Genomic DNA, 22,822 nt, shown 5'->3' on the forward strand with positions numbered 1-22,822 from the left:
CTAAACTGAATTTATGAAATTAATTCAATATCTCTCAAGATCCAGAATCCTGCAAATTTTTCGATGTATGGCGTTGACTGTATGGAAATAAATTGATAACCAAAAGAATTTTTTTTATTCTCTATAAACTTTGTACTTAAAATGTTTGCTTCTATTTCTGGCAAATCAGTCACCAGCCACTTATCGTCTTCTGAAGCTTCAAGTATGAGTTGGTTTTTATTGATAACTAATTTAATGGGTTCTAAACAACTGAACCATGCAGAAAGTGCTAAAGATCTATCTTTACTGAAAAGTCTTAATCCTGGAACTAAATAATTATCATCTAAATCTTGCTGAATTGGAAAAATATCTCCAAATTCCACAGGCCAATTTTCTGCTGATTTTAATTCGCCAATTGATATTTCAGAGATAGTTAAAGCATCACCCCTGACTGCTTCAGGTAGTGGTTTAGGAGGGTTTTCCATTTTAGAATTAAAAGTTGGAGCTAATACACCTCTTACATAACCTTTTTCCTTTGGATAAATCTCTTTTTCAAGAAATTCTATTCTATCTAATAAGTCGTAAGTTCTCCTACTTACAAGAGCCTCAATACTTACGGCCTCCAAAGATTTCTTAATGATCGATTTCATTGATGACCTCCAGAATCGAACTATTGAAGGTTTCGCCCAGCCTCGTTTTTTTGCTTCATTTATTGCTTCATTTAGTGCCTTTGTAAGCCATACAGAATTAACTTCATTGGCAGGGCATTTTTTATTCCAAAGAAAAATATCTTCTGCCTTATAACTTCTTGTAGAGCAAATAATTAACTCCCACCTTTTTTTTCCATTAGCTTCAATAATTGGTCTTGAGTAAAAGTCTAATTCCCAATCTGAAGTTTTTAATTGAAGACTTGCTTCTATTTTATTATTTATGCTCATTTATCTTGTTCTTTTTTATTGAAGAGTGCTTTAGTTTTTAGTGCTCTCTCTGTAGCTTCTTGCATAACTTTTTGCTTATCAATAATTAATTCTCCCGCAGAGTTTTCTAGAAGTGCTGTATTGAGACCAATACGCCCTTTTTCGAGGTCAATTTCAGATATTAAAGCTTTAATAGTTTCTCCTTCTCTAAAAACTTCTCTTAAAGAACGAATCGATCCATTTGTTAGTGAGGATTGATGAAGAAGTCCACTAGCTCCTCCTAAATCTATAAAGAAACCATATGGTTTTACTGCTAAAACTTCTCCTTCAATTAATTGACCTAATTCTAGACTTGTAAGTTTAGAGACTAATGATGCCTTTTTTTCAGAGAGAACTAATTTTCTAGATTCTGGATTCACCTCAAGGAACGCTACTTTTAGAGTTTTGCCAACAAAAGATTGATAATCTTGGTTATCTTCAAGTTGTGATCTTGGGATGAATCCTCTCAATCCATCTACATCACAAGTAAGCCCACCTCTATTAAATCCATTAATCAAAACGTTAATTAATTCTCCATTTTTTGCGAAACTTGATACTTTTTCCCAACTTTGCCTGAGAATTAATGCCCGAGCGCTCACTGTTACCATCCCATCAGCATTTTGTTCTTTGATAACTAAAACTTCCATTTCAAGGCCAATAGAAAACTTTTCTTTAAAGTTAGTTATGACACCCAATCCACATTCTTTTTTGGGCATATAACCAGGTGCTTTCCCACCAATGTCTACATAAAGTCCATCACTTTCGATTGCTATAACCTTACCTGTAATTGTTTCTCCTGTAGTCCCAATTGGCTCATTTGCATTTAAAGCCTCCAAAAAAGCACTTTCATCAAAATCGAATTCATCAACTGTTCTTTCAAATTGAAAATCTTTGTTTTGCGTAGAAAAATCAAGTGGTCTATTTAAATCTTGTTGAGAAGTATCAAAAGCTTTAGAGTTTTCATCACTTTCCTCAATTTCTTTTACTAAATCATCTTTAATGATTTGAGGTTTGATTGCAATACTTTCTTTTTTAATTTCTTCTTGCGAATTGTTTTGATCATTATGTATTTCTTGAGATTTTTTTTGAGTATCTTTCTTGCTTATGTGAAGTACCTGAAGAGGTTTTTTATTGCCCTTTGGTTGGATATTATCTTGGGCATTTTTATTACTGGCTCCCATCGTAGGTAAAATAAGAATAATTAATTATTAACATACTTTAAATGTTAGTACTCAAATTTAAAATTAATGAACTTTAAACCAATACCTAATAAATTTGAATATTTAAATTGGCAAGAAATTGAGAGTGTTGCAAAAAACGAAAGATCAACAGTGATTTGGCCATTTGGTGCTGTTGAGCAACATGGGCCGCATTTACCTCTTGCTACAGATAGTATTTTTGTTGATGAAATAATTAGCGAAGTTTTTAAATTATTCTCTGCAGATATTCCATTAAAAAAACTTCCGACTCAATACATTGGTTTTTCTCCAGAGCATAAGGGTTTTGCTGGAACAATCTCTCTTTCCTCAAATTTAATAACCTCAATGATTAAGGAAGTCGGAGGTCAATTATCTGAAATGGGTTTTAAAAGACTGATATTGATTAATGGACATGGAGGTCAAATCTCATTATTAAATACAGCTGCAAGAGAGCTAAGAAGTTTTGCACCAAAGATGGCAGTTTTCCCTTGTTTTTTATGGAGTGGTGTTAACGGATTAAGTGAATTGTTAACAAAAAGTGAGATTGAGGATGGGCTTCATGCCTCTTTAGCTGAAACAAGTTTGATGCTCGCTTTAAAACCAGAATTAGTAGGTGATGAACGCCCAAATGAAAGAGTTAAAGGACAGATCCCAGAAGGTTGGAGTCTAGAGGGCAATGCGCCTACTGCTTGGCTTACTAACGACTTCAGTAAATCAGGTGTTATTGGGGATAGCAGAGAAGCAAATGAGTCTTTAGGAAAAAATCTAAAGGAATTATTGATTAATCATTGGTTCAAATTGATTATGAATCTGATGGAATCAGATTGGCCAAATAATACTTAAATAAGTTTAAGTTAAAATTGTGACTTAACAATTGAAACTATTTTCATGATATTTAAATAAACTCACTATAATCATGTAAAATTCATGCATAATGAGCTAAAGATTACTGACATGCAAACATTAGAATCAAATAAAAAAACTATTGAAGAATCGACTAGTTCGATTTCTTTAAAATTGCCCGACTTCACTACGGATTCTTATAAGGATGCATATAGCAGAATAAATGCAATCGTTATAGAGGGTGAGCAAGAGGCTCATGATAATTACATTTCAATAGCAACTTTAATACCAAATGAGTTAGAGGAGTTAACTAAATTGGCGAGAATGGAAATGAAACATAAAAAAGGCTTTACTGCATGCGGAAGAAATTTAGGCGTAGAAGCTGATATGGAATTTGCTAAAAAATTCTTTTCTAAATTACATGGTAATTTTCAAGTTGCTCTTGAAAAAGGGAATTTAACAACATGTCTGTTAATACAAGCTATCTTAATCGAAGCATTCGCAATTTCTGCTTATAACGTCTATATAAGAGTTGCTGATCCTTTTGCAAAAAAAATAACAGAGGGAGTTGTTAAAGATGAATATCTTCATTTAAATTATGGTCAAGAGTGGCTTAAAGAGAACCTGACTACATGTAAAGAGGAATTAATGGAAGCTAATAAAGTTAATCTTCCCTTAATTAAAAAGATGTTAGATGAAGTAGCAGATGATGCATCAGTTTTAGCCATGGATAGAGAAGAATTAATGGAAGAATTTATGATTGCTTATCAAGATACACTTATGGAAATAGGTTTAGATAATAGAGAAATTGCAAGAATGGCTATGGCAGCTATTGTCTAATTATATTTCTACTTAATTAATTAATTTTAGTAATTAATCTTCCTATTTAAGTAGTTACCTTTGTGCTATTGTTCATAAGATCATATAGAAACCATTAATAAATTTTAAATGTTTGGGTTAATAGGCCACTCAACAAGTTTTGAAGACGCAAAACGAAAAGCTTCGTTACTAGGCTTTGATCATATTGCAGATGGCGACCTAGATGTTTGGTGTACAGCTCCTCCTCAATTGGTTGAAAATGTAGAAGTAAGAAGTGCTACTGGAATATCTATAGAAGGTTCATATATAGATTCTTGCTTTGTTCCTGAAATGCTTTCTAGGTTTAAAACGGCAAGAAGAAAAGTATTAAATGCTATGGAATTAGCGCAGAAAAAAGGAATTAACATTACTGCTTTAGGAGGTTTTACATCTATTATTTTCGAGAATTTTAATCTTCTTCAGCATAAACAAATTAGAAATACTCAATTAGAGTGGGAAAGATTTACTACTGGCAATACTCATACCGCCTGGGTTATTTGTAGGCAACTAGAAACAAATGCCCCTCGCATTGGTATAGATCTTAAAAAGGCAACTGTTGCTGTAATTGGTGCTACAGGGGATATTGGTAGTGCTGTTTGTAGATGGCTTATAAACAAAACTGGGATTTCAGAACTTCTTATGGTCGCAAGACAACAAGAACCACTTGCTCTATTACAAAAAGAATTAGATGGTGGCACGATAAGAAGTTTAGATGAGGCATTGCCTGAGGCGGATATTGTTGTATGGGTTGCAAGTATGCCTAAAACTATTGAAATTGATACTTATAAATTAAAAAAAACATGCTTAATGATTGATGGTGGATACCCTAAAAATCTTGATGAGAAATTTCAGGGTGAAAATATTCATGTTTTAAAAGGAGGCATAGTAGAGTTCTTTAAAGATATTGGCTGGAATATGATGGAGCTTGCAGAAATGCAAAACCCCCAGAGAGAGATGTTTGCTTGCTTTGCAGAAGCCATGATTTTAGAATTTGAGAAGTGCCATACAAACTTTAGTTGGGGAAGAAATAACATTTCTCTTGAAAAAATGGAGTTTATTGGAGCAGCTTCACTAAAACATGGGTTTTCTGCTATAGGACTTGATAAGCAGCCTAAGGTACTAACTGTTTAAATTATGGCTAAACGTTACCTCCTAGATTTTGAAAAGCCTCTTGTGGAACTTGAGAAACAGATAGAGCAAATTAAAGAATTAGCTCGAGATTCAGAAGTAGATGTCAGTCAACAGCTTTTACAGCTTGAAACCTTGGCTGCCAGGAGAAGAGAAGAAATATTTAAATCTCTTACTCCTGCACAAAAGATTCAGGTAGCTAGACATCCTCAAAGACCTAGCACTCTGGACTTTGTTCAAATGTTTTGTGATGACTGGATCGAATTACATGGGGACAGAAATGGTGGCGACGATATGGCACTAATTGGGGGGATAGGTTCGATAAATAATAGATCAGTTTTAATGTTAGGGCACCAGAAAGGAAGAGATACAAAAGAAAATGTAGCAAGAAACTTTGGGATGGCAAAGCCAGGAGGTTATAGGAAAGCTCTTAGATTAATGCAACATGCTGATAGATTTTCCTTGCCAATTCTTACATTTATTGATACTCCAGGAGCATATGCAGGTTTAACCGCTGAAGAACAGGGGCAAGGAGAAGCAATAGCAAGAAACTTAAGGGAGATGTTTGGTTTGAAAGTCCCTATAGTTGCCACTATTATTGGAGAAGGTGGTTCTGGAGGTGCGCTTGGAATAGGTGTTGCTGATAGGTTACTAATGTTTGAACACAGTGTTTATACGGTTGCTAGTCCAGAAGCATGTGCTTCAATTTTGTGGAGGGATTCTGCAAAGGCGCCAGAAGCGGCGTCAGCACTTAAAATTACTGGTAAAGATTTACTTAAATTGGGGATAATTGATGAAGTAATCCCAGAACCTTCTGGTGGAAATAATTGGGCTCCTTTAGAAGCTGGTAATTCTCTGAAGCAGGCTATTGAGAAACACCTTGATTCATTACTTCAAATGACTAAAGATGACCTTATTGAAGGAAGATATAAAAAGTTTAGAGTTTTAGGTAAATTTATTGAAGCGAATAATATTGAAGAGATATATAGTGAAGTTCCCCAAAAAACTGAATAAATTGAAATTAGCTTTTATAACTGGCGCAACAAAAGGTATTGGTAGATCTACCGCAATTACTTTTGCTAATGCTGGTTGGGATTTAATTTTACTTTCCAGAAGCATGGATTTAATGGAGAAATTAAAGAGTGAACTATTGACTACTAATTCAAAAATTAACCTAGTTAGATGCGATTTATCTAATCCTTTAGAGATTGAGAATAATGTGAAAGTAGCAATTGAGAAATATGGATGCCCCTCAGTCTTGATAAATAATGCCGGTTGTGCGTTTAATAGTTCGCTAGTTGCGATGGATTTGGGACAATGGGAACAAACTATGCAAATAAACCTTACAAGTGTTTTTCAAATTTGTAGATCAATTGTTCCTCAAATGAGAAAAAATGGTGGTTTAGTTATTAATGTTAGTAGCCATGCTTCTTATAATGCATTCCCCCAATGGGGAGCCTATTGTGTTTCAAAGTCTGCACTAGCAATGTTTACTAAATGCTTAAGAGAGGAGGAAAGGTCCAACTCTATAAGAGCATGCACAATAACTTTAGGTTCAGTAAATACCCCTCTTTGGGACTCAAAATCAATTAATTCTGATTTTGATAGAACTTCTATGCTTTCCTCAAGCGAGGTGTCAGATACTATTCTTTATATGGCACAAAAACCTGAATCACAATTAATTGAAGACTTAACCTTAATGCCTTCTGGAGGAGCTTTTTGAAAATTATATTTCTCTACTTAAACTTAAAAAAGTAGTTTTTTTTAGGGCCACTTGAACCCGATTGAACAAGAGAATGTGATATAGTGTATAAGCAATCAAGCTTTTAGAAGATACAGTTAATTAAGTTGCATACAATTTTCTGTTAAGAATTTTATGACCTCTACATTACCAAACGATAATATTAGAAACTTTGACGATCAGATCACTAATAAATTAATTTCTGAAATTATTAGAGACAGAATTAAGAATTCTGATAAAAGATTTAGTGCTAATGATAATATTGCAGATTTCATAAATCCTGGAGAACTAGAAATTTTAGAAAAAGAAGTTGCCTCAAGGATAAAAGACTTACTTAAGTCTCTTGTAATAGATGTTGAAAATGACCATAATACCCAGGAGACTGCTGAAAGAGTCTCAAAGATGTATTTAAATGAGGTCTTTAAAGGGAGATATCATGAACAACCGAAAGTTACAAGCTTCCCTAATGACAAGAATCTTGATGAGATTTATACAGTTGGCCCTATATCTGTAAGATCAGCATGTTCACATCACTTAGTTCCTATTCTGGGAGAGTGTTGGATAGGTATTAAACCTGGGAATAAAGTCATAGGCCTTTCAAAATTTGCGAGAGTTGCTGATTGGGTTTTCTCAAGACCACATATTCAAGAAGAAGCCGTAATGATTCTTGCAGATGAAATCGAAAAACTTTGCGAGCCCAAAGGTTTAGGCATTATTGTAAAGGCCCAACATTATTGTATGAAATGGAGGGGAGTTAAAGAGCCAAATACAAGTATGATTAATTCTGTAGTAAGGGGTGACTTTAGACATGATTTAAGTTTAAAGCAAGAATTTTTTGAGCTTGTCAAACAGCAATCTGCTACAAATAATTACTAATTATTTTTTAAAAATTTTATAAGAGCTTCTGTTTTTTTTATATCTTTTAAACCTGGAGATATTTCAATACTGCTTGAAATATCAAGTCCATCAGGTTTTATATCTGTAAGAATTTCATTAATCCATTCAATTGATATTCCACCTGCTAACCACCAAGGTTTGCTAAATTGCAAATTCTTAAGATAAATAGATTTTATTTTTTTCCCTGAGCCTCCATAAGTTTCTCTGTTCCAAGAATCAAGTAATATCGCATCTACAAAATCCTCAAAAGGTTTTATTTTATCTAAGTCCTTTTCTGTCTTTATTCTAAAAGCCTTCCATAATCCAATATTCGGAATTTCGCTCTTTATTTTTTTGCAGTAATCAATATTTTCATCTCCATGTAATTGGATGATAGTTTCACTAGGTTTGCCTAAGAAATTTTTTATGATTGTTTCTATTGGACAGTTCTGTACAACAGATACTCTCTCAATATTTGGATAAGAAGTTTCTAGGGCTTTAAAAATTTTTTTCTTTTTTATAGCTGGTATGTATCTTGGTGACTCTTTAACCGAAATAATCCCTATAGCATGCGCTCCTATTTTAGCAACTTGAAGGGCTTGCTCTTCTGACGTTAGTCCACAAATTTTAACTAAAGTATTACTCTTGGGCATATCATTATCCTGTATGTAAAATTTATATTATTGCTAAATATAGCGGAGATTATTTTTGAAAAGTTGGCAAATTTTTAAAATATGGGGAATTCCCTTCAAAATTCATTCCTATTGGTTTGTTATTCTTTTTTTATTCTCATGGAGTATAAGTAATCAGATTAATTTATCTTCCGGTGATATTTACAATCCTAAAGAAGCTTGGATTGTAGGGTTTTTAACTTCTTTTTTCTTGTTGTCTTCAATTATTTCTCATGAAGTTTTACATACCTTTGTTTCCTTAAATCAGGGTGTAAAAATAAAAAAAATTACTTTTTATTTTCTCGGAGCAATTTTACAAATAGATAAGTATTGTCAAACTGCTATAGGAAATATAAAAATCGCAATTGTTAGACCTCTATCATGTTTCGCTACAGCATTTATCCTACTTTTTATTAGTAATATCAATTCATCTCAAGAATTAATATTCCTTAGTATAGTTTCTAGAGTAGGTATATTAAATTTATTATTAGGCTTCTTAAATTTGCTTCCAATTGGATCTTTAGATGGGGGAAATTTATTGAAAAGTATTATTTGGTATTTTTCAGGGAGTAAAAATAAAGGAAGAAACTTTCTTAATAAAGTAAATTTATCTTTATCTTTTTTAGTTCTTATATTTGGAATAATTTGTTTATTTAGATTTAATTTTTACTATGGTTTTATTCTTTCTTTTTTAGGATTGTTTGGGGTTAATTCTTCAAAATCAGAAAATCAATTTTTTAAAATTGAAAACATACTTAAATTCAGTAAAGTTTCTGAGCTTAAACTAAAGCCTTTGAGGAAAATTGAATTCGATTCTAATTTCTCAGAATTAAATAAATTAGTTAAAAATAAAAATGATGCTTCAGATAAATATTTTTTTGTTACGAATAATGGCAGATGGACTGGTTTTATTGATGAGAATATTTTAAAAAATGTCTCCATAAAAAAATGGGAAAGACACTTTGTTGGAGATTTTAAGAAATCAATAGATAGTTTTGAAAGTGTGTATAGTAACGATAAGTTATGGAAAACTATAGAAAAACTTGAAGAAACAAATGACGGTTTTATACTAGTTCTAAATGCTGCAGATATCCCTTTAGGGATCATTGATAGATCAAAAATTGGAAACTTTATATTTAATAAATTAGGATTTAATTTGCCTTTAGATATAGTCAACAAATTTAACTATAAAAACCAGTATCCCTTGGGGATTGAATTGCCAAGAATAATTAATTTAATGAAGCAGAAAGGAGATCTTTAAGAATTCGTTTCATGAAGATTTTTTTATATTTTTATTATCTATGGCAATATTTTTGAACTTTATATTTGATTTATTATGTATGAATGAATTTCTTAAATGTTGAACTATTGAGTCATTTGTAAGGCCTAGATTTATTTTTGGTGGAGCTTCCTCTCTAAATAATTTGAACCATAAATCTTTTGGAGGATTTGTTTGAATCTCTCCATGTTGAAGGAAGGCACCTTTTTTACGATATTGGGCACTTCCTATTCTCTTAAACCCATCCTGATCAACTAAATCAGAAATTAATGTAGTCCCAAAACAATTATATGTTATGGGTGATTTTCGTAAATTACCATATTGTAAGTTTAAGCCTAATTCTCGAAAACTCTTAATTAACCAATTATTTACCATTTCGTAACTGAAGATTTTATAGTAAGTTTTTTTAAATGTTAATGCATATGTTATTCCTCCTGAATGCAAAACAGCACCCCCTCCAGAGGGACGTCTTACAATGTTGATTTCCCCATTTGATAATAATTTTTCCCAATGAGAAGGAATATCCTTTTGGTGATAACCAATTGAAAGCCAATCTCCAGTCCAATAATAGAACCTCAATGTGAGAATTATATCAGGATTGGAAATAGTCTGTTCTAGAGAATTTAGATCTAAAGCCATTTGATCAAATCCAGGTAAATTATTTGTTGAAAAAATTAAAGCTTGATTTCCTCTTCCCAAAATTAATTTTGTAAGTCTATTTATGATAATTTTCAATAAATATTTTCTTTCAATTTATTAATTACGTAACATCATTTTGTAATAGTGTGTCAAATTCGCTCTTTTGGGTGGAGAATATAGGAAATATTTTTTTACTATGGAGCCAACTCAAACAATAAATTTAATTGCACTTAGCCTAATAGTAGTTATACATGCAGGAGTTTTAGCTCTTAGGTTAGGAATTAGTTTAGGTAGAAACTAAAATCTATTAGAAAATTCATATTTTTAAGGTAATAATATAGTGAGGCTGAATTATTTATTCAGTAAATGTCCCTATAATTTAATTTGTTAAAATCTTCTAATAAAAATAGTAATTTTTACAAAAAATATCTAGCTTCTGCTCTTAAAAGAAAGCAACGGAAACAGGATAATTTAGTATCTTTTGTTTTTTTGATTATAAAAATTTGCTTTTCCCTTCTAGCAACAATAAGTTTAATTAAACTTGGACATAGCTCCAAAGTCAGATTAACAAGACTTAAGGAAATTCAAGACTCATATTCATTTGAAAAATATCGATACAATAATCTGACGAGTAGGTTTGATGATTTATTTTCTTCTGAAGGTGAGCAAAGATTTATGAAGGATCAGGATCAAATAATTTCTAGGGACATTATCAGAGTAATATGGCGTTGATAAGAATGATCCGAGATCATTTTACTTATCATTTTTCTATTAACTTTTTTGCTAGTGAGTAAGAACATTAAGGGTTTAGTCCTAATAACAGGAACAACGTCAGGAGTAGGATTAAATACTCTAAAACCACTTCTGCGCTTTGGATGGGAAGTTATAGCTGTTAATCGATCAAATAAAAGAGCTATGAAAATAGCTGAGGAATTCTTGACAAAAGAGGAGATTAAAAATGTTCATTTTATAGAAATAGATCTCTCTAACTTGGATGATGTTCGAAAAGGTTGCGATCAAATATTGGGAACATTTAAGAAACCAATAAATTCTCTTATTTGTAATGCAGCAGTTTATAAGCCAAGACTAAAGAGGCCTGAAAGATCTCCACAGGGTTTTGAAAATTCGATGGCAGTGAATCATTTTGGGCATTTTCTTTTGATAAACCTTCTGATAGAAAATATTTTATCTTCAGAAAGAGAAATTGTTTTAAATGGAAAATCTACCGTATTCAAACCAAGAATTACAGTATTAGGAACTGTCACAGCAAATTATTCAGAACTTGGAGGGAGGATCCCTATTCCTGCCCCAGCTGATTTAGGGGATTTATCTGGATTTAAAAATGGTTTTTTATCTCCAATAAGTATGGCGAATGGAGGGAAATTCAAACCTGGTAAGGCTTATAAGGATAGTAAACTTTGCAATATGGTGACCGTTCAGGAATTATCAAAAAGATATCCTGCAGAGAAGATTATTGTAAATTCTCTATATCCTGGATGTGTTGCTGATACAAAACTTTTTAGAGACACACCTTGGTTATTTAGATTCCTTTTCCCGATATTTCAAAAATTCATAACAAAAGGATATGTTTCACAAAGACTGGCAGGAGAGAGGGTCGCTCGAGTGGCAACTAATAAAGAATTTGCCAAACCATCAGTCCATTGGAGCTGGGGAAATCGTCAGAAAACTGGTAGAAAAGCTTTTTCTCAAAAGTTGTCCAAAAGAATAATTGATACAAAGACCTCTCAACAAACTTATGATTTAACAAGCCATTTGGTTGGATTAGATTAATTTAGGCTAATCAAATCCTAATAAGTCAAAAATTTCTCTATCTTTAAGTGGATTCCCTTCTAAAGGTTCTACGTTTTCAAGCATATTTTTGGCAAGAGATAAATATTCGTTTTGAACTTCAATAACATCTTCAGTTGGTTCCATTTCAAAAATGGTGCATTTTTTTAGTCTTGATCTTCTTATGGCGTCGACATCTTTAAAGTGGGCCATAGTTTTTAAACCTGTTCTTTCATTGAATTTATCAATTTGATCTGTGTCTTTTGATCTATTCGCGACTACCCCACCTAATCTGACTTTATAATTTTTTGCTTTTGCTTTAATTGCAGAGACAATTCTATTCATAGCGAATATTGAATCGAAGTCATTAGCAGTGACAATTAGACAGTAATTAGCATGTTGCAATGGAGCCGCAAATCCTCCGCAAACGACGTCTCCTAGGACATCAAAAATAACAACGTCAGTATCTTCTAACAAATGATGTTCTTTTAATAGTTTAACTGTCTGACCGGTTACATATCCCCCGCACCCTGTCCCAGCAGGAGGACCTCCGCTTTCAACGCACATTACGCCATTAAAACCTTCAAACATGAAATCGTTTGGCCTCAATTCTTCGCTATGAAAATCTACCTCTTCGAGAATATCGATAACTGTAGGAACCATTTTGTGCGTCAAAGTGAAAGTGCTATCGTGTTTCGGATCGCATCCAATTTGTAGAACCTTTTTACCTAATTTTGAGAATGCTGCAGAAAGGTTTGAAGATGTAGTTGATTTTCCGATGCCACCCTTCCCATACACCGCAATAACTAATGCCCCTTCTTCGATATTTATTTTTGGATCTTGTTTTACTTGAACACTTCCTTCTCCATCAAGAGGTCTATTTATAGTACTTGTCATTTAAAGCTTAAACACATTATTATCTATATTCTTGCAGCGTAAATACACATCAAATATGTTTCTAAACAAATATTTATTTAATTGTATTAAAAGTAAGAAATATGTTCTTATAACTGAATTTTTCTTATTAATTCTGTATAATTATGAGTGAAAATACTCATGACTTAATTATAATTAATTAGTAATAATCAGCTGAAATATGCTTTAGCGTCGTACAGGGTTTCATCACTTATTTCTGGGATTCCCCTCAAGATTGCGTATTTTTCTGTATTTGTTTTGACTTTACCTCTCACAAAAAATGGAACTTTTGTTAATTCGGCTCTACCAGATTCAGTCCAGATAATTCCTTCCTTGTTATTTTTAACTTCTTTATCCTCAGAATTTACAAAATCTTCTGTTTTTGTGGATGTATGTCCTAGATGGCTTTGATGACCATCAACAAACTCAAAGTCATGTTTAAACATATCAATAAGATGCTCTTCTAATCCCATCATTAGGGGATGCACCCAGTCATCAAAAATTACATTTGCACCTTCCCATCCCATTTGTGGGCTATATCTTGCAGGAACATCTTGAACATGCATTGGTGTACTTATTACTGAACAAGGAATGCCAAGTCTCTTAGCACTATGCCTTTCCATTTGAGTACCTAAAACCAATTCAGGGGCGGCTTTCTTTATGGCATCTTCTACTTCTAAATAATTATTAGTAATTAGAGCTTCTAAATTTAGTTCTTTTGCAGTTGCTCTTACTTGTCTTGCCATCTCCCTACTGTATGTCCCAAGACCAACTACTTCAAAACCCAATTCCTCTTTGGCAATTTTTGCAGCCGCGATTACATGTGTTCCATCACCAAAAATAAAAACCCTTTTGCCAGTTAAGTAATTTGAGTCAACAGATTTTGAATACCAAGGAAGTTTTGACTTGTGTTCTAGTTCTTCTTTATTAGTCATAGGGAGATCCAACTTATTATGAACTTCATTTATAAATTCAATTGTATTTTTAATTCCAATTGGAATAGTGTTCGTAAATTCCATTCCAAAGTTCCGTTTAAGCCATTCACATGATGCTTCAGCAATTTCTTGATAAAGACAGATATTTATTTCAGCATCAATTAATCTTTCAATGTCATCTGGACTAGCACCTAATGGAGCAACTACGTTTGTATCTATTCCTTGTTCTGAAAGTATACGTTGGATTTCAATGACATCATCCCTACATCTAAATCCTAGTAATGAAGGACCAAGTATATTTACTTTTGGTCTGCGACCTAATTCCTTCCACCTTAGAGGACTTATTTTTTCTGATGAACTTACTTTCTCTTTTAAAAGAGTTCTTGTTAATTGATAAAAAGTTTCTGATGCTCCCCAATTTTCTTTCTTACTATAAGCAGGTAATTCAAGATTAACAATTGGCATATCAAACCCCATTCCTTTTGCAAGAGCTCCAGGTTGGTCTTGGATAAGTTCTGCTGTACAACTTTCTCCAACTAAAAGAGTTTTTGGTTTAAATCTTTCTACAGCTTCCTTAATGTTTTTCTTAACTAATTCAGCTGTATCGCCTCCGAGGTCTCTAGCCTGGAAAGTTGTATAAGTCACTGGAGGCCTTTGCCCCCTCCTCTCAATCATTGTAAAAAGAAGATCTGCATATGTATCCCCTTGAGGGGCATGAAGAACATAATGTATATCTTTCATTGAAGAGGCAATTCTCATCGCACCAACGTGTGGTGGCCCTTCATATGTCCATAGAGTTAATTCCATATTCTTTTAATGCGTTACTAAAGTTTTTGAAGTTAATATTTGATTCCTTCTTAAAGGTTTGGAGAAGAGACCTGCCAAATCTGCGGCTTGATCAATTCCATGAATTGGGCTAAATACCATTTCTATTGACCACTTAGTACTGATTCCTTCTGCCTCAAGTGGGTTAGCTAAACCCATCCCACAAACTACTAAGTCTGGATTAGATTCCCTCACTCGATCTAATTGTTTTTCTACATGTTGCCCTTCGACAATTTTTGTATTATCAGGTAATAAATTAATCTCCTCTTTCATTAAATCTTTATTTAGGTAAGGAGTGCCTACCTCTATAAGATCCATTTCGCACTCATTATGCAAAAATCTTGCCAAAGATATCTCTAGTTGCGATTCAGGAAGAAGAAATAATCTTTTCCCCTTAAGTATTTCTTTATGAGATTCAAGAGCAAGTTTTGCTCTATCAATTAAAGGCGAAATAATTTCATGAACTTTATGTTCACTAATTTTGAAAGCTTTCGCTGCTGCTAAAAACCATTCAGTACTTCCTTGGATACCAAGAGGAAATGGAGCTGAAATTATTTCACACCCACGATGTTTTAGGTCTCGAATGGTATCACTTAAATAAGGCTGAGTTAATAAAACTTTTGTGTTTTTGCCAATTTTTGGTAATTCTGTTGATTGACGGGGTGGGAAGCTCTCAATATTTGAAATTCCTAAATTTCTAAAAATCTTTTTAAACCTATCCTCTACATTATTTGCAAGAGTCCCAACTAATAATAATTTCTCCTCATCTGATGACTCCATTAATGGAATTAAAGCTTTTAAGGCGCCATCCTCTCCTTGGGTAAAAGTTGTTTCTATCCCACTGCCAGAGTAATTAACAAATCTCACTTGACCTGAAAATCTTTTATTTAATTTCTCTGCAACAGTGGCAAGATCTAATTTGATTACCTCGCTTGGACAAGATCCAACTAGAAAAAGAGTTTTTATTTCTGGTCTTCTCTCAATAAGATCATTTACCACTCGATCTAATTCTTCATGAGCGTCAGCAAGACCAGCAAGATCTTTTTCTTCAAGAATAGCCGTCCCAAATCTTGGTTCAGCAAAAATCATAACTCCAGCAGCGCTTTGAATTAAATGAGCACATGTCCTTGAGCCTACAACTAGAAAAAATGCATCCGGCATTCTTCTGTGGAGCCAAACTATTGAAGTTAAACCACAAAAAACCTCCCTGGGCCCAGTTTCCTTATTAAATTCAACTTTACTCATTAAAAATTTTCAAGAGCTTATATTTCAAGCTTGCATAAACTTTTTAATTTAAGAAAGTAATTAATAAGTTCTCTTACAAAATAAACACATTTAAAAAACTTATATGAATGTTTAAATACTTAAATCGGAATTATGAAAAAAACTTTTGGGGCGTATTTTAATTCCTGTAGAAGGAATTTCCTTGACTTGTTTTTGAAAGCTTCCACACATTTCTAGCTATTTTCGTTGCTAATAATCCTGCTCTTTCCAACTTAGATTTCCCGGGCTTTGCCCCAATTAAAGCTGTCACTTCTGAAGTGGTTAAAGGTGCTCCAGTATTTATAGCTAATTGCGTTAACTCCAGTCTATCTCTGAGGTTCTTAAGATTTACTTTTTCAATTTTATCTTCTTCTAACCAACTAAAAGATGGGTCTTTCTGAGATAGTTTTTGCATCAAGCTTAGGCTAACTAATCCAAGAGTTTGATCAGGTGTTAATTCTTTTTCAGTACCAGAAACATTTGGTTCTTTTTTTTGAGAAGTTCCCATAAAAATTCATATCTTTTACTTGAAGTTATCGTTTTGTGGTAAGCATGCAAGTAAATTTAATAGAAAAAATGAACCATTATCCGTTATAGTCGCCTCAATGGAACCAACTTCTAGCTTAAACAGAGGGGAACGAAAAAAAGGGAGTTCTCTAGTAACGGGATCTGAGGTACAATCTCAGGCCAGTGGTGCTAGCTGTTTTATTACTACTGATTCAGAAAAGTCCTTGGTATCCAGACAAGCTAGTCAAGTTGAGCAAATTGAGTTAAGAACATATGTTTTTTTAGATTCTCTGCAACCTCAATTAGCCGCATATATGGGAACTGTTAGTAGAGGTTTTTTACCTATTCCTGGTGATTCATGTCTTTGGATGGAAGTCTCACCAGGGATGGCTGTTCATAGAGTTACTGACATTGCCCTAAAAGCAAGTAATGTAAGACTTGGTCAGATGATTGTTGAAAGAGCATTTGGATCTCTTGCTCTTTACCATAAAGATCAAAGCACGGTTTTACATTCTGGAGATGTTGTTCTAGATGCTATTGGGAGTGAAGTTAGAAAAAGAACAAAACCTGCTACGAGTTGGACTGAAGTTATTCGAGCAATTACTCCAGATCATGCAGTTTTAATAAATAGACAAAACAGAAGTGGATCAATGATTCAATCTGGAATGAGCATGTTTATATTAGAAACTGAACCAGCTGGTTATGTTTTGAAAGCAGCTAATGAAGCTGAAAAGGCATCTAATATAACTGTTGTTGATGTTAAAGCAGTTGGAGCTTTTGGTAGATTAACTCTCGCCGGGAAAGAAGGAGATGTAGAAGAGGCAGCAGCTGCTTCTATAAGAGCAATTGAAGAAATTTCAAATTATTGAGAAATTTTTATTTAAACCTTTTTTAACTTAAACCTATCTCTTTTTTTAAAAAAGGTGACATAATTTTTGCAGCTTTACCTCTACTACCTAATTTATTTAGTTGTGATTGTGAGAGCTCACCGTAAACACAATTAGCTTCTTTAACCCAAAAAATAGATTCGAACTCCCCATTAGGATATTTGGGGTTCTTAAGAATTTCTCCCCAACATATTCCTGTTGTATCTTTAACTAAGTTTCCTGAGGGATCGCACAAAACCATACAACTTATAAATCTTGCACTTCTATAAGGACTATCAGAAAGTTCATTAATTAATTTTTTAATTTTCTCATCATTATTTTTGGCATAACGAGCAGAATAAATTCCTGGTCGACCATCTAAAACATCTACTTCAAGACCCGAGTCATCAGCTAACGCCCAAGTTTTTGTCTCTAGAGAAGCTGCCTTGGCTTTAAGTAGTGCATTCTCAAAATATGTTTTCCCAGTTTCTTCGACATTTAAATATTCTGGTTGCTTCTCAACCTTTAAAGACAAAACATCCAGCATCTCTGAGATTTCAGATACTTTTCTTTGATTGCCGCTCGCAATAGTTAGAACTGGAAGGTTCAAAATAATATAAGAAATTTATTGTGAATATTATCTTACTTCAAAGCTTGATACGGAGACAGGAAAGGTTGAACATTCCACACCTGTGTAGACAGGGCCTGTCTCGTACGAAAATAACTTAATGTAAATTTTTTCTTAACACAACAGTATGTTTTGATGCACTAACTAATTTGCATAAGTATTGACATATCAATAGTACCAAGGGTGATAAGTTTAACTTATGAATGATAGAAAAAACATTAATGGAGATTTTGTCGAAAACGCTTGACTTATAAGTACTTAATGAAGCATTCTTCGAATTGAACATTCCACATTTAGTATTTAGTAGACAATGGCTACAGAAACAATGGGTATCGCTCTCGGCATGATCGAGACACGCGGACTTGTACCTGCAATCGAAGCAGCAGACGCAATGACAAAGGCAGCAGAAGTTCGCCTTATTGGTCGTGAATTCGTTGGTGGCGGTTATGTCACAGTATTAGTTAGAGGCGAAACAGGCGCAGTTAACGCAGCTGTAAGAGCTGGTGCTGATGCTTGTGAAAGAGTTGGTGACGGTTTAGTTGCAGCTCACATTATTGCTCGTCCTCATAGAGAAGTTGAACCTGCTCTAGGTAATGGTGAATTTCTTGGTCAAAAGGACTAATTAAATAAAGCAAGATTTATAAATTTTGCAAAATAATTATTTTCCCTACACAGACCTAAATTTATCCTTATGAGTAAGAAGTATGACGCAGGGGTAAAGGAGTACAGAGATACCTACTGGACTCCAGAATATGTACCCCTAGACACCGATTTACTAGCCTGTTTCAAATGTACAGGTCAGGAAGGTGTTCCAAGAGAAGAAGTTGCAGCAGCTGTTGCAGCTGAATCTTCAACAGGTACTTGGTCAACAGTTTGGTCCGAGTTACTTACAGACTTAGAATTTTATAAAGGACGTTGTTATCGAATCGAAGACGTTCCTGGAGATCCTGAAGCTTTCTATGCTTTTATTGCATATCCTTTAGATCTTTTTGAAGAAGGCTCAATTACAAACGTATTAACATCTCTTGTAGGAAACGTTTTTGGATTTAAAGCTCTTAGACATCTACGTCTAGAAGATATTAGATTCCCAATTGCTTTCATTAAAACTTGCGGTGGTCCACCAAACGGAATCGTAGTTGAAAGAGATCGACTTAACAAATACGGAAGACCTCTTCTTGGTTGTACCATCAAACCTAAATTAGGATTATCTGGTAAAAACTATGGTCGAGTTGTATATGAATGTCTTAGAGGCGGTCTTGATTTAACGAAGGATGATGAGAATATTAATTCTCAACCATTCCAACGTTGGAGAGAAAGATTTGAGTTTGTTGCAGAAGCAGTTAAGCTTGCTCAGCGAGAAACTGGAGAAGTTAAAGGTCACTATCTAAATTGTACTGCTAACACTCCTGAAGAACTCTATGAGAGAGCTGAATTTGCAAAAGAGCTAGATATGCCAATCATCATGCATGATTATATAACTGGTGGTTTTACTGCAAATACCGGATTAGCTAATTGGTGTCGTAAAAATGGCATGCTTCTGCATATTCACAGAGCTATGCATGCTGTTATTGATAGACATCCAAAGCATGGTATTCACTTCAGAGTTCTTGCAAAATGTTTGAGGCTATCTGGAGGAGACCAACTACATACTGGAACCGTGGTTGGAAAACTAGAAGGTGATCGTCAAACAACTCTTGGTTACATTGACAACTTAAGAGAGTCATTTGTTCCTGAAGATAGATCAAGAGGAAACTTCTTTGATCAAGATTGGGGTTCAATGCCTGGAGTATTTGCAGTCGCATCAGGTGGTATCCATGTTTGGCATATGCCTGCACTTCTTGCGATCTTTGGGGATGATTCCTGTCTTCAGTTCGGTGGAGGAACACATGGTCATCCATGGGGTTCAGCTGCTGGAGCTGCAGCTAACAGAGTTGCTTTAGAAGCTTGTGTAAAAGCCCGTAATGCTGGTCGCGAAATCGAAAAAGAGAGTAGAGACATTCTTATGGAAGCTGCTAAGCATAGTCCTGAATTAGCTATTGCTCTAGAAACTTGGAAGGAAATTAAGTTCGAGTTTGACACTGTCGACAAGCTTGACGTTCAGGGTTAACTCAAGTTTCGAAATTGAGGAGATTAATTCTCCTCAAACTTATAAAATCTCGTTTTTACGAGTAATTACATTCACATTTTGATTAATTATGCCTTTCCAGAGCACAGTAAGCGACTATCAAACAGTTGCAACCCTGGAAACATTCGGTTTCTTACCACCGATGACCCAGGAAGAAATATATGACCAAATTGCGTACATAATTGCTCAAGGTTGGAGTCCAGTTATTGAGCATGTTCATCCAAGTGGATGTATGCAAACTTATTGGTCTTATTGGAAACTCCCATTCTTTGGGGAAAAAGATCTTAACTTGATCGTGAGTGAATTAGAGGCATGTCATAGAGCATACCCTGATCATCATGTAAGAATCATCGGATACGATGCTTACACTCAAAGTCAAGGAACAGCTTTTGTAGTTTTCCAAGGACGTTAAAGCTACTTATCGTAGTTAATATCTTTCTCCAAAAAATTTTTTGGAGAAAGTTTTTCAAAAAAAGTTTTTAAAGAATTTCAAACTTGAAGATTATGTCACAAAAAACTAGCAGAGAGATTGCACTTGAAAGAAGAAAGGCCATGAGTGATAGCGGTAAAAAAGCTGCTGCTTATTCTTCAGCTACCAAAGATAGAGTTCGATCTTCTAAAGATGTACATATTTCTGGGACTCAGTCTTCTTCTAATAATCATAATATTTCAAAACCAGCTACAAAACATATCCCAAAAACTCAAGTAAATAGAAATTCTTCAACAACTTTATCTAGTAAAGAGTTAGTAATAGAGAGAAGAAAAGCAATGTCTACCCATGGAAAATCAGCAATAACTTCATCCGATAGAACACGTACTGATGTTAAAAAAGAAAGTCCTGTAAACATAGTTAAATCAACTATAAATAAAAATCAAGAAAGTCAGGATTCAACTAGTACAGAATCTAAGTCCCTCAAACCCATCGTTAAGAGAAGAATTAATCAGAAGAGAAAGCCTATTACTAATACAAGTAGAGATATTGTTTTAGCGAGAAGAGAAGCTCAATCTAAGCATGGTAAATCAGCAACTAAACAAAATACCAGTGCCGCTTCTTTAGCTAGAAGGGGAGATCCAGATTTAAGTAGTAGAGAAATTTCTCAGAGAGTGAGAGAGTTAAGAAGTAAAACTGGTGCTACAGGCAAAAAAGGTAATGGTAAATGTAGACCATGTGGTCCAAATAAAAATGGCGCCAAACAAAATATTGCAGATGCTAGTTGGAAAGTTGGTAAAAGTGAAACTGATTCAGGTCAAGTAGTGACTGGAACACAAGCTAATAGATCTGTAAAAACTACAGGTAATGAAGCAAGTACATGCAGAACAGTTACTGGCACCCAATACATGGGAGCAGAAGTTGTTGATCAATTTTGTCAAGATAGACCAAGTTATAAACAACCACTTAGGTCTACTGTTACTGCAACAACATCAGGAAATAAAGTGACTGGGAATGAAGTTGGTAGATCTGATAGGGTCACAGGCGATGAGCCAGGGACTTGTAAAAACCTTACAGGTACTGAATATGTATCTTCTAATCAATCACAGAAGTATTGTGGTGATGTTCCAAAAAATCCTTCAAAGGTTAAACACAGTACTACAACCGATGGATTAAAAGTATCTGGATCACTTCCTGGTAGATCAACCCTAGTTACTGGAGATGAATCAGGTTCTGGACATCAGTTAACTGGAGATCAATATCTTGGCTCTGAGCCAAATCCAAAAGGCAAAGCATTTGAAAAAGTAGGTAGTTACAACACTCTTAATGGGAATAATGTAACTGGTACAGGGGTTGGAAGATCAGACTATATGACAGGCAATGAACATGGTAGTTGTAAGAATGTAACTGGCGATGAGTATATAGGATCTCAACAATACGAGAAGTATTGCGGTTCAAAACCAAAACCAGAAGCTAGAAAAGTAGGTTTAAGCCTTTCTTCAAAGTCAAATTTAATAAGCGGCACTATGACAGGAAGATCAAAAATAGTAACTGGAGATGAACCAGGTTCATGCAAAGTGTTAACTGGAACACCATACGCAGGCTTAGATCAGATTAATGAGAATTGTAATACTGAAACTTCTGAAGATATGAAATCACGAGCAACAGTTAATTCTGGAAATAATTCAAATGCCAGACTTACAGGACAACAACCAGGAATTGGCGGGGTAATGACAGGTGCTAAGAAAGGTGCTTGTAAAAACCTAACAGGGACTCCTTATGTTGGTGGAGATCAGTTCTCACAAGCTTGTGATAATCCTCCAAATGATACTGCTTATGCGAATTCGGAAAAGTCAGCAGGTAACTCTTGGAATGAATTCTCTGTTAAATCACCATCAAGAGATAAATATTCTGAAAAAAATACTCAAGGTGTTACGGGTAATGAATATGAAAATGGTTCAAAGGTAACAGGACCTTTTGATATGGCAGTTGATAAAGTCACTGGTACAGAAAAATTTAGATTTGAACCGAATAAAAATATTACCTATAAACAAAAAATGGAAATTGAAGAGGCAGACCGTGCTGCAAAAACACCAGAAAAAAGAGTTGCATCAAGGATTACTGGTGAAGGACAATCAGTGGGAAACGTAACTGGAGATGATTGGGATCGCGGTGATAAGGTAACAGGCACAGAGGGAGCTTCTTCTAGAAAGCGAAATCCATCAAGAGCAGGATTCATGAGTGCAATGCCTCCTATGGAAGTTAAAAGAAATGAGGAAACAGAAAAACCAGATTTCTTGATAACTGGATCTAGTGGTAATACTCGTGAAGGACAACTTGTTACCTTTTCAGGTGGTGCAAGAGGTTAAGT

24 protein-coding genes are annotated in these 22,822 nt (G+C 34.3%); 15 read left to right on the top strand and 9 right to left on the bottom strand.

The annotated features are described in order from the left end of the window. Window positions 1–11: 11 nt before the first annotated feature. On the bottom strand, window positions 12–917 hold the full coding sequence (locus HA151_RS02770) for a Tab2 family RNA-binding protein (protein ID WP_209105988.1): 906 nt from the start codon (window positions 915–917) through the stop codon (window positions 12–14). Then, window positions 914–2,116 (bottom strand): S1 RNA-binding domain-containing protein, encoded by a 1,203-nt coding sequence (locus HA151_RS02775; RefSeq protein WP_209105989.1) that lies wholly within the window; start codon window positions 2,114–2,116, stop codon window positions 914–916. The genes HA151_RS02770 and HA151_RS02775 overlap by 4 nt, the downstream gene beginning before the upstream one ends. Window positions 2,117–2,182: 66 nt before the next feature. On the opposite strand from HA151_RS02775, the gene HA151_RS02780 reads away from it, so the two are divergent. The 6 genes from HA151_RS02780 (at window position 2,183) to folE (ending at window position 7,580) form a co-directional block, all read left to right on the top strand. Further along, the gene (locus HA151_RS02780) at window positions 2,183–2,977 is read left to right on the top strand and encodes a creatininase family protein (protein ID WP_209105990.1); all 795 of its coding nucleotides are present in this window, start codon (window positions 2,183–2,185) and stop codon (window positions 2,975–2,977) included. A 111-nt stretch (window positions 2,978–3,088) separates the two neighbouring features. Beyond that, window positions 3,089–3,817, top strand: coding sequence for an aldehyde oxygenase (deformylating) (locus HA151_RS02785; RefSeq protein WP_209105991.1), 729 nt, complete (start codon window positions 3,089–3,091; stop codon window positions 3,815–3,817). Between the two features lie 108 nt (window positions 3,818–3,925). Beyond that, a complete protein-coding gene (locus HA151_RS02790) occupies window positions 3,926–4,966 on the top strand; it encodes a long-chain acyl-[acyl-carrier-protein] reductase (RefSeq protein ID WP_209105992.1) in 1,041 nt (346 codons plus the stop codon). A gap of 3 nt (window positions 4,967–4,969) precedes the next feature. Further along, window positions 4,970–5,977 carry an acetyl-CoA carboxylase carboxyltransferase subunit alpha gene (locus tag HA151_RS02795; protein ID WP_209105993.1) on the top strand — a complete coding sequence of 336 codons (1,008 nt, stop codon included), beginning with the start codon at window positions 4,970–4,972 and terminating at the stop codon, window positions 5,975–5,977. Beyond that, entirely contained in the window at window positions 5,952–6,686 is a 735-nt protein-coding gene (locus HA151_RS02800) for an SDR family oxidoreductase (RefSeq protein WP_209105994.1), read from the top strand. The genes HA151_RS02795 and HA151_RS02800 overlap by 26 nt, the downstream gene beginning before the upstream one ends. Before the next feature lie 153 nt (window positions 6,687–6,839). Continuing rightward, a complete protein-coding gene (folE, locus tag HA151_RS02805) occupies window positions 6,840–7,580 on the top strand; it encodes a GTP cyclohydrolase I (protein WP_209105995.1) in 741 nt (246 codons plus the stop codon). On the opposite strand, the gene HA151_RS02810 is transcribed toward folE, so the two are convergent. After that, complete coding sequence (locus HA151_RS02810; RefSeq protein ID WP_209105996.1) at window positions 7,577–8,233, bottom strand: phosphoribosylanthranilate isomerase; 657 nt, start codon at window positions 8,231–8,233, stop codon at window positions 7,577–7,579. The genes folE and HA151_RS02810 overlap by 4 nt on opposite strands. A gap of 55 nt (window positions 8,234–8,288) precedes the next feature. Here HA151_RS02810 and HA151_RS02815 point away from each other — a divergent pair, with 55 nt between their 5' ends. After that, window positions 8,289–9,512 carry a site-2 protease family protein gene (locus HA151_RS02815; RefSeq protein WP_209105997.1) on the top strand — a complete coding sequence of 408 codons (1,224 nt, stop codon included), beginning with the start codon at window positions 8,289–8,291 and terminating at the stop codon, window positions 9,510–9,512. Window positions 9,513–9,521: 9 nt separating this feature from the next. Here the strand turns inward: HA151_RS02815 and HA151_RS02820 are convergent, their stop codons facing one another. Further along, a complete protein-coding gene (locus HA151_RS02820; protein ID WP_209105998.1) occupies window positions 9,522–10,265 on the bottom strand; it encodes a lipoyl protein ligase domain-containing protein in 744 nt (247 codons plus the stop codon). 100 nt (window positions 10,266–10,365) lie between these two features. On the opposite strand from HA151_RS02820, the gene psaM reads away from it, so the two are divergent. The 3 genes from psaM (at window position 10,366) to HA151_RS02835 (ending at window position 11,960) form a co-directional block, all read left to right on the top strand. Beyond that, on the top strand, window positions 10,366–10,470 hold the full coding sequence (gene psaM / locus HA151_RS02825) for a photosystem I reaction center subunit XII (protein WP_072012882.1): 105 nt from the start codon (window positions 10,366–10,368) through the stop codon (window positions 10,468–10,470). 188 nt (window positions 10,471–10,658) lie between these two features. Then, window positions 10,659–10,901: a hypothetical protein gene (locus HA151_RS02830; RefSeq protein WP_373922064.1), complete on the top strand. Its 243-nt coding sequence runs from the start codon at window positions 10,659–10,661 to the stop codon at window positions 10,899–10,901. A 54-nt stretch (window positions 10,902–10,955) separates the two neighbouring features. Continuing rightward, on the top strand, window positions 10,956–11,960 hold the full coding sequence (locus HA151_RS02835) for a protochlorophyllide reductase (RefSeq protein ID WP_209106000.1): 1,005 nt from the start codon (window positions 10,956–10,958) through the stop codon (window positions 11,958–11,960). A 6-nt stretch (window positions 11,961–11,966) separates the two neighbouring features. On the opposite strand, the gene bchL is transcribed toward HA151_RS02835, so the two are convergent. The 4 genes from bchL to HA151_RS02855 form a co-directional block, all read right to left on the bottom strand. Next, complete coding sequence (bchL, locus tag HA151_RS02840) at window positions 11,967–12,854, bottom strand: ferredoxin:protochlorophyllide reductase (ATP-dependent) iron-sulfur ATP-binding protein (RefSeq protein ID WP_079317699.1); 888 nt, start codon at window positions 12,852–12,854, stop codon at window positions 11,967–11,969. 188 nt (window positions 12,855–13,042) lie between these two features. After that, complete coding sequence (locus tag HA151_RS02845) at window positions 13,043–14,614, bottom strand: ferredoxin:protochlorophyllide reductase (ATP-dependent) subunit B (protein ID WP_209106001.1); 1,572 nt, start codon at window positions 14,612–14,614, stop codon at window positions 13,043–13,045. A 6-nt stretch (window positions 14,615–14,620) separates the two neighbouring features. Then, window positions 14,621–15,877 (bottom strand): ferredoxin:protochlorophyllide reductase (ATP-dependent) subunit N, encoded by a 1,257-nt coding sequence (locus HA151_RS02850; RefSeq protein WP_209106002.1) that lies wholly within the window; start codon window positions 15,875–15,877, stop codon window positions 14,621–14,623. A gap of 157 nt (window positions 15,878–16,034) precedes the next feature. Beyond that, entirely contained in the window at window positions 16,035–16,403 is a 369-nt protein-coding gene (locus HA151_RS02855) for a hypothetical protein (protein WP_025906778.1), read from the bottom strand. 97 nt (window positions 16,404–16,500) lie between these two features. On the opposite strand from HA151_RS02855, the gene HA151_RS02860 reads away from it, so the two are divergent. Beyond that, window positions 16,501–17,271 carry a BMC domain-containing protein gene (locus HA151_RS02860; RefSeq protein ID WP_209106135.1) on the top strand — a complete coding sequence of 257 codons (771 nt, stop codon included), beginning with the start codon at window positions 16,501–16,503 and terminating at the stop codon, window positions 17,269–17,271. Between the two features lie 22 nt (window positions 17,272–17,293). Here HA151_RS02860 and rdgB read toward each other — a convergent pair whose 3' ends face one another. Next, window positions 17,294–17,878: an RdgB/HAM1 family non-canonical purine NTP pyrophosphatase gene (rdgB, locus tag HA151_RS02865; protein ID WP_025945799.1), complete on the bottom strand. Its 585-nt coding sequence runs from the start codon at window positions 17,876–17,878 to the stop codon at window positions 17,294–17,296. A 328-nt stretch (window positions 17,879–18,206) separates the two neighbouring features. Between rdgB and HA151_RS02870 the strand changes: the two genes are divergently transcribed. The 4 genes from HA151_RS02870 to csoS2 all read left to right on the top strand — a co-directional run bounded on the left by HA151_RS02870 (window position 18,207) and on the right by csoS2 (window position 22,820). Beyond that, window positions 18,207–18,518, top strand: a complete 312-nt coding sequence (locus HA151_RS02870; RefSeq protein WP_002807869.1) for a BMC domain-containing protein — start codon at window positions 18,207–18,209, stop codon at window positions 18,516–18,518. Between the two features lie 69 nt (window positions 18,519–18,587). Further along, the gene (locus HA151_RS02875) at window positions 18,588–20,003 is read left to right on the top strand and encodes a form I ribulose bisphosphate carboxylase large subunit (RefSeq protein ID WP_011862567.1); all 1,416 of its coding nucleotides are present in this window, start codon (window positions 18,588–18,590) and stop codon (window positions 20,001–20,003) included. 88 nt (window positions 20,004–20,091) lie between these two features. Beyond that, window positions 20,092–20,433 carry a ribulose bisphosphate carboxylase small subunit gene (locus HA151_RS02880; protein ID WP_011862568.1) on the top strand — a complete coding sequence of 114 codons (342 nt, stop codon included), beginning with the start codon at window positions 20,092–20,094 and terminating at the stop codon, window positions 20,431–20,433. A gap of 92 nt (window positions 20,434–20,525) precedes the next feature. Next, entirely contained in the window at window positions 20,526–22,820 is a 2,295-nt protein-coding gene (csoS2, locus tag HA151_RS02885) for a carboxysome assembly protein CsoS2 (RefSeq protein ID WP_209106003.1), read from the top strand. Window positions 22,821–22,822: the final 2 nt, after the last annotated feature.

The organism is Prochlorococcus marinus XMU1419 (genome assembly GCF_017695955.1).
GTDB lineage: Bacteria > Cyanobacteriota > Cyanobacteriia > PCC-6307 > Cyanobiaceae > Prochlorococcus_A > Prochlorococcus_A marinus_AD.

Coding starts and splice junctions, on each gene's coding strand:
- HA151_RS02770 (WP_209105988.1), bottom strand. CDS start 917: ATGAGCATAAATAATAAAATAGAAGCAAGTCTTCAATTAAAAACTTCA.
- HA151_RS02775 (WP_209105989.1), bottom strand. CDS start 2,116: ATGGGAGCCAGTAATAAAAATGCCCAAGATAATATCCAACCAAAGGGC.
- HA151_RS02780 (WP_209105990.1), top strand. CDS start 2,183: ATGAACTTTAAACCAATACCTAATAAATTTGAATATTTAAATTGGCAA.
- HA151_RS02785 (WP_209105991.1), top strand. CDS start 3,089: ATGCAAACATTAGAATCAAATAAAAAAACTATTGAAGAATCGACTAGT.
- HA151_RS02790 (WP_209105992.1), top strand. CDS start 3,926: ATGTTTGGGTTAATAGGCCACTCAACAAGTTTTGAAGACGCAAAACGA.
- HA151_RS02795 (WP_209105993.1), top strand. CDS start 4,970: ATGGCTAAACGTTACCTCCTAGATTTTGAAAAGCCTCTTGTGGAACTT.
- folE (WP_209105995.1), top strand. CDS start 6,840: ATGACCTCTACATTACCAAACGATAATATTAGAAACTTTGACGATCAG.
- HA151_RS02810 (WP_209105996.1), bottom strand. CDS start 8,233: ATGCCCAAGAGTAATACTTTAGTTAAAATTTGTGGACTAACGTCAGAA.
- psaM (WP_072012882.1), top strand. CDS start 10,366: ATGGAGCCAACTCAAACAATAAATTTAATTGCACTTAGCCTAATAGTA.
- bchL (WP_079317699.1), bottom strand. CDS start 12,854: ATGACAAGTACTATAAATAGACCTCTTGATGGAGAAGGAAGTGTTCAA.
- HA151_RS02845 (WP_209106001.1), bottom strand. CDS start 14,614: ATGGAATTAACTCTATGGACATATGAAGGGCCACCACACGTTGGTGCG.
- HA151_RS02850 (WP_209106002.1), bottom strand. CDS start 15,877: ATGAGTAAAGTTGAATTTAATAAGGAAACTGGGCCCAGGGAGGTTTTT.
- HA151_RS02855 (WP_025906778.1), bottom strand. CDS start 16,403: ATGGGAACTTCTCAAAAAAAAGAACCAAATGTTTCTGGTACTGAAAAA.
- HA151_RS02860 (WP_209106135.1), top strand. CDS start 16,501: ATGGAACCAACTTCTAGCTTAAACAGAGGGGAACGAAAAAAAGGGAGT.
- HA151_RS02870 (WP_002807869.1), top strand. CDS start 18,207: ATGGCTACAGAAACAATGGGTATCGCTCTCGGCATGATCGAGACACGC.
- HA151_RS02875 (WP_011862567.1), top strand. CDS start 18,588: ATGAGTAAGAAGTATGACGCAGGGGTAAAGGAGTACAGAGATACCTAC.
- HA151_RS02880 (WP_011862568.1), top strand. CDS start 20,092: ATGCCTTTCCAGAGCACAGTAAGCGACTATCAAACAGTTGCAACCCTG.
- csoS2 (WP_209106003.1), top strand. CDS start 20,526: ATGTCACAAAAAACTAGCAGAGAGATTGCACTTGAAAGAAGAAAGGCC.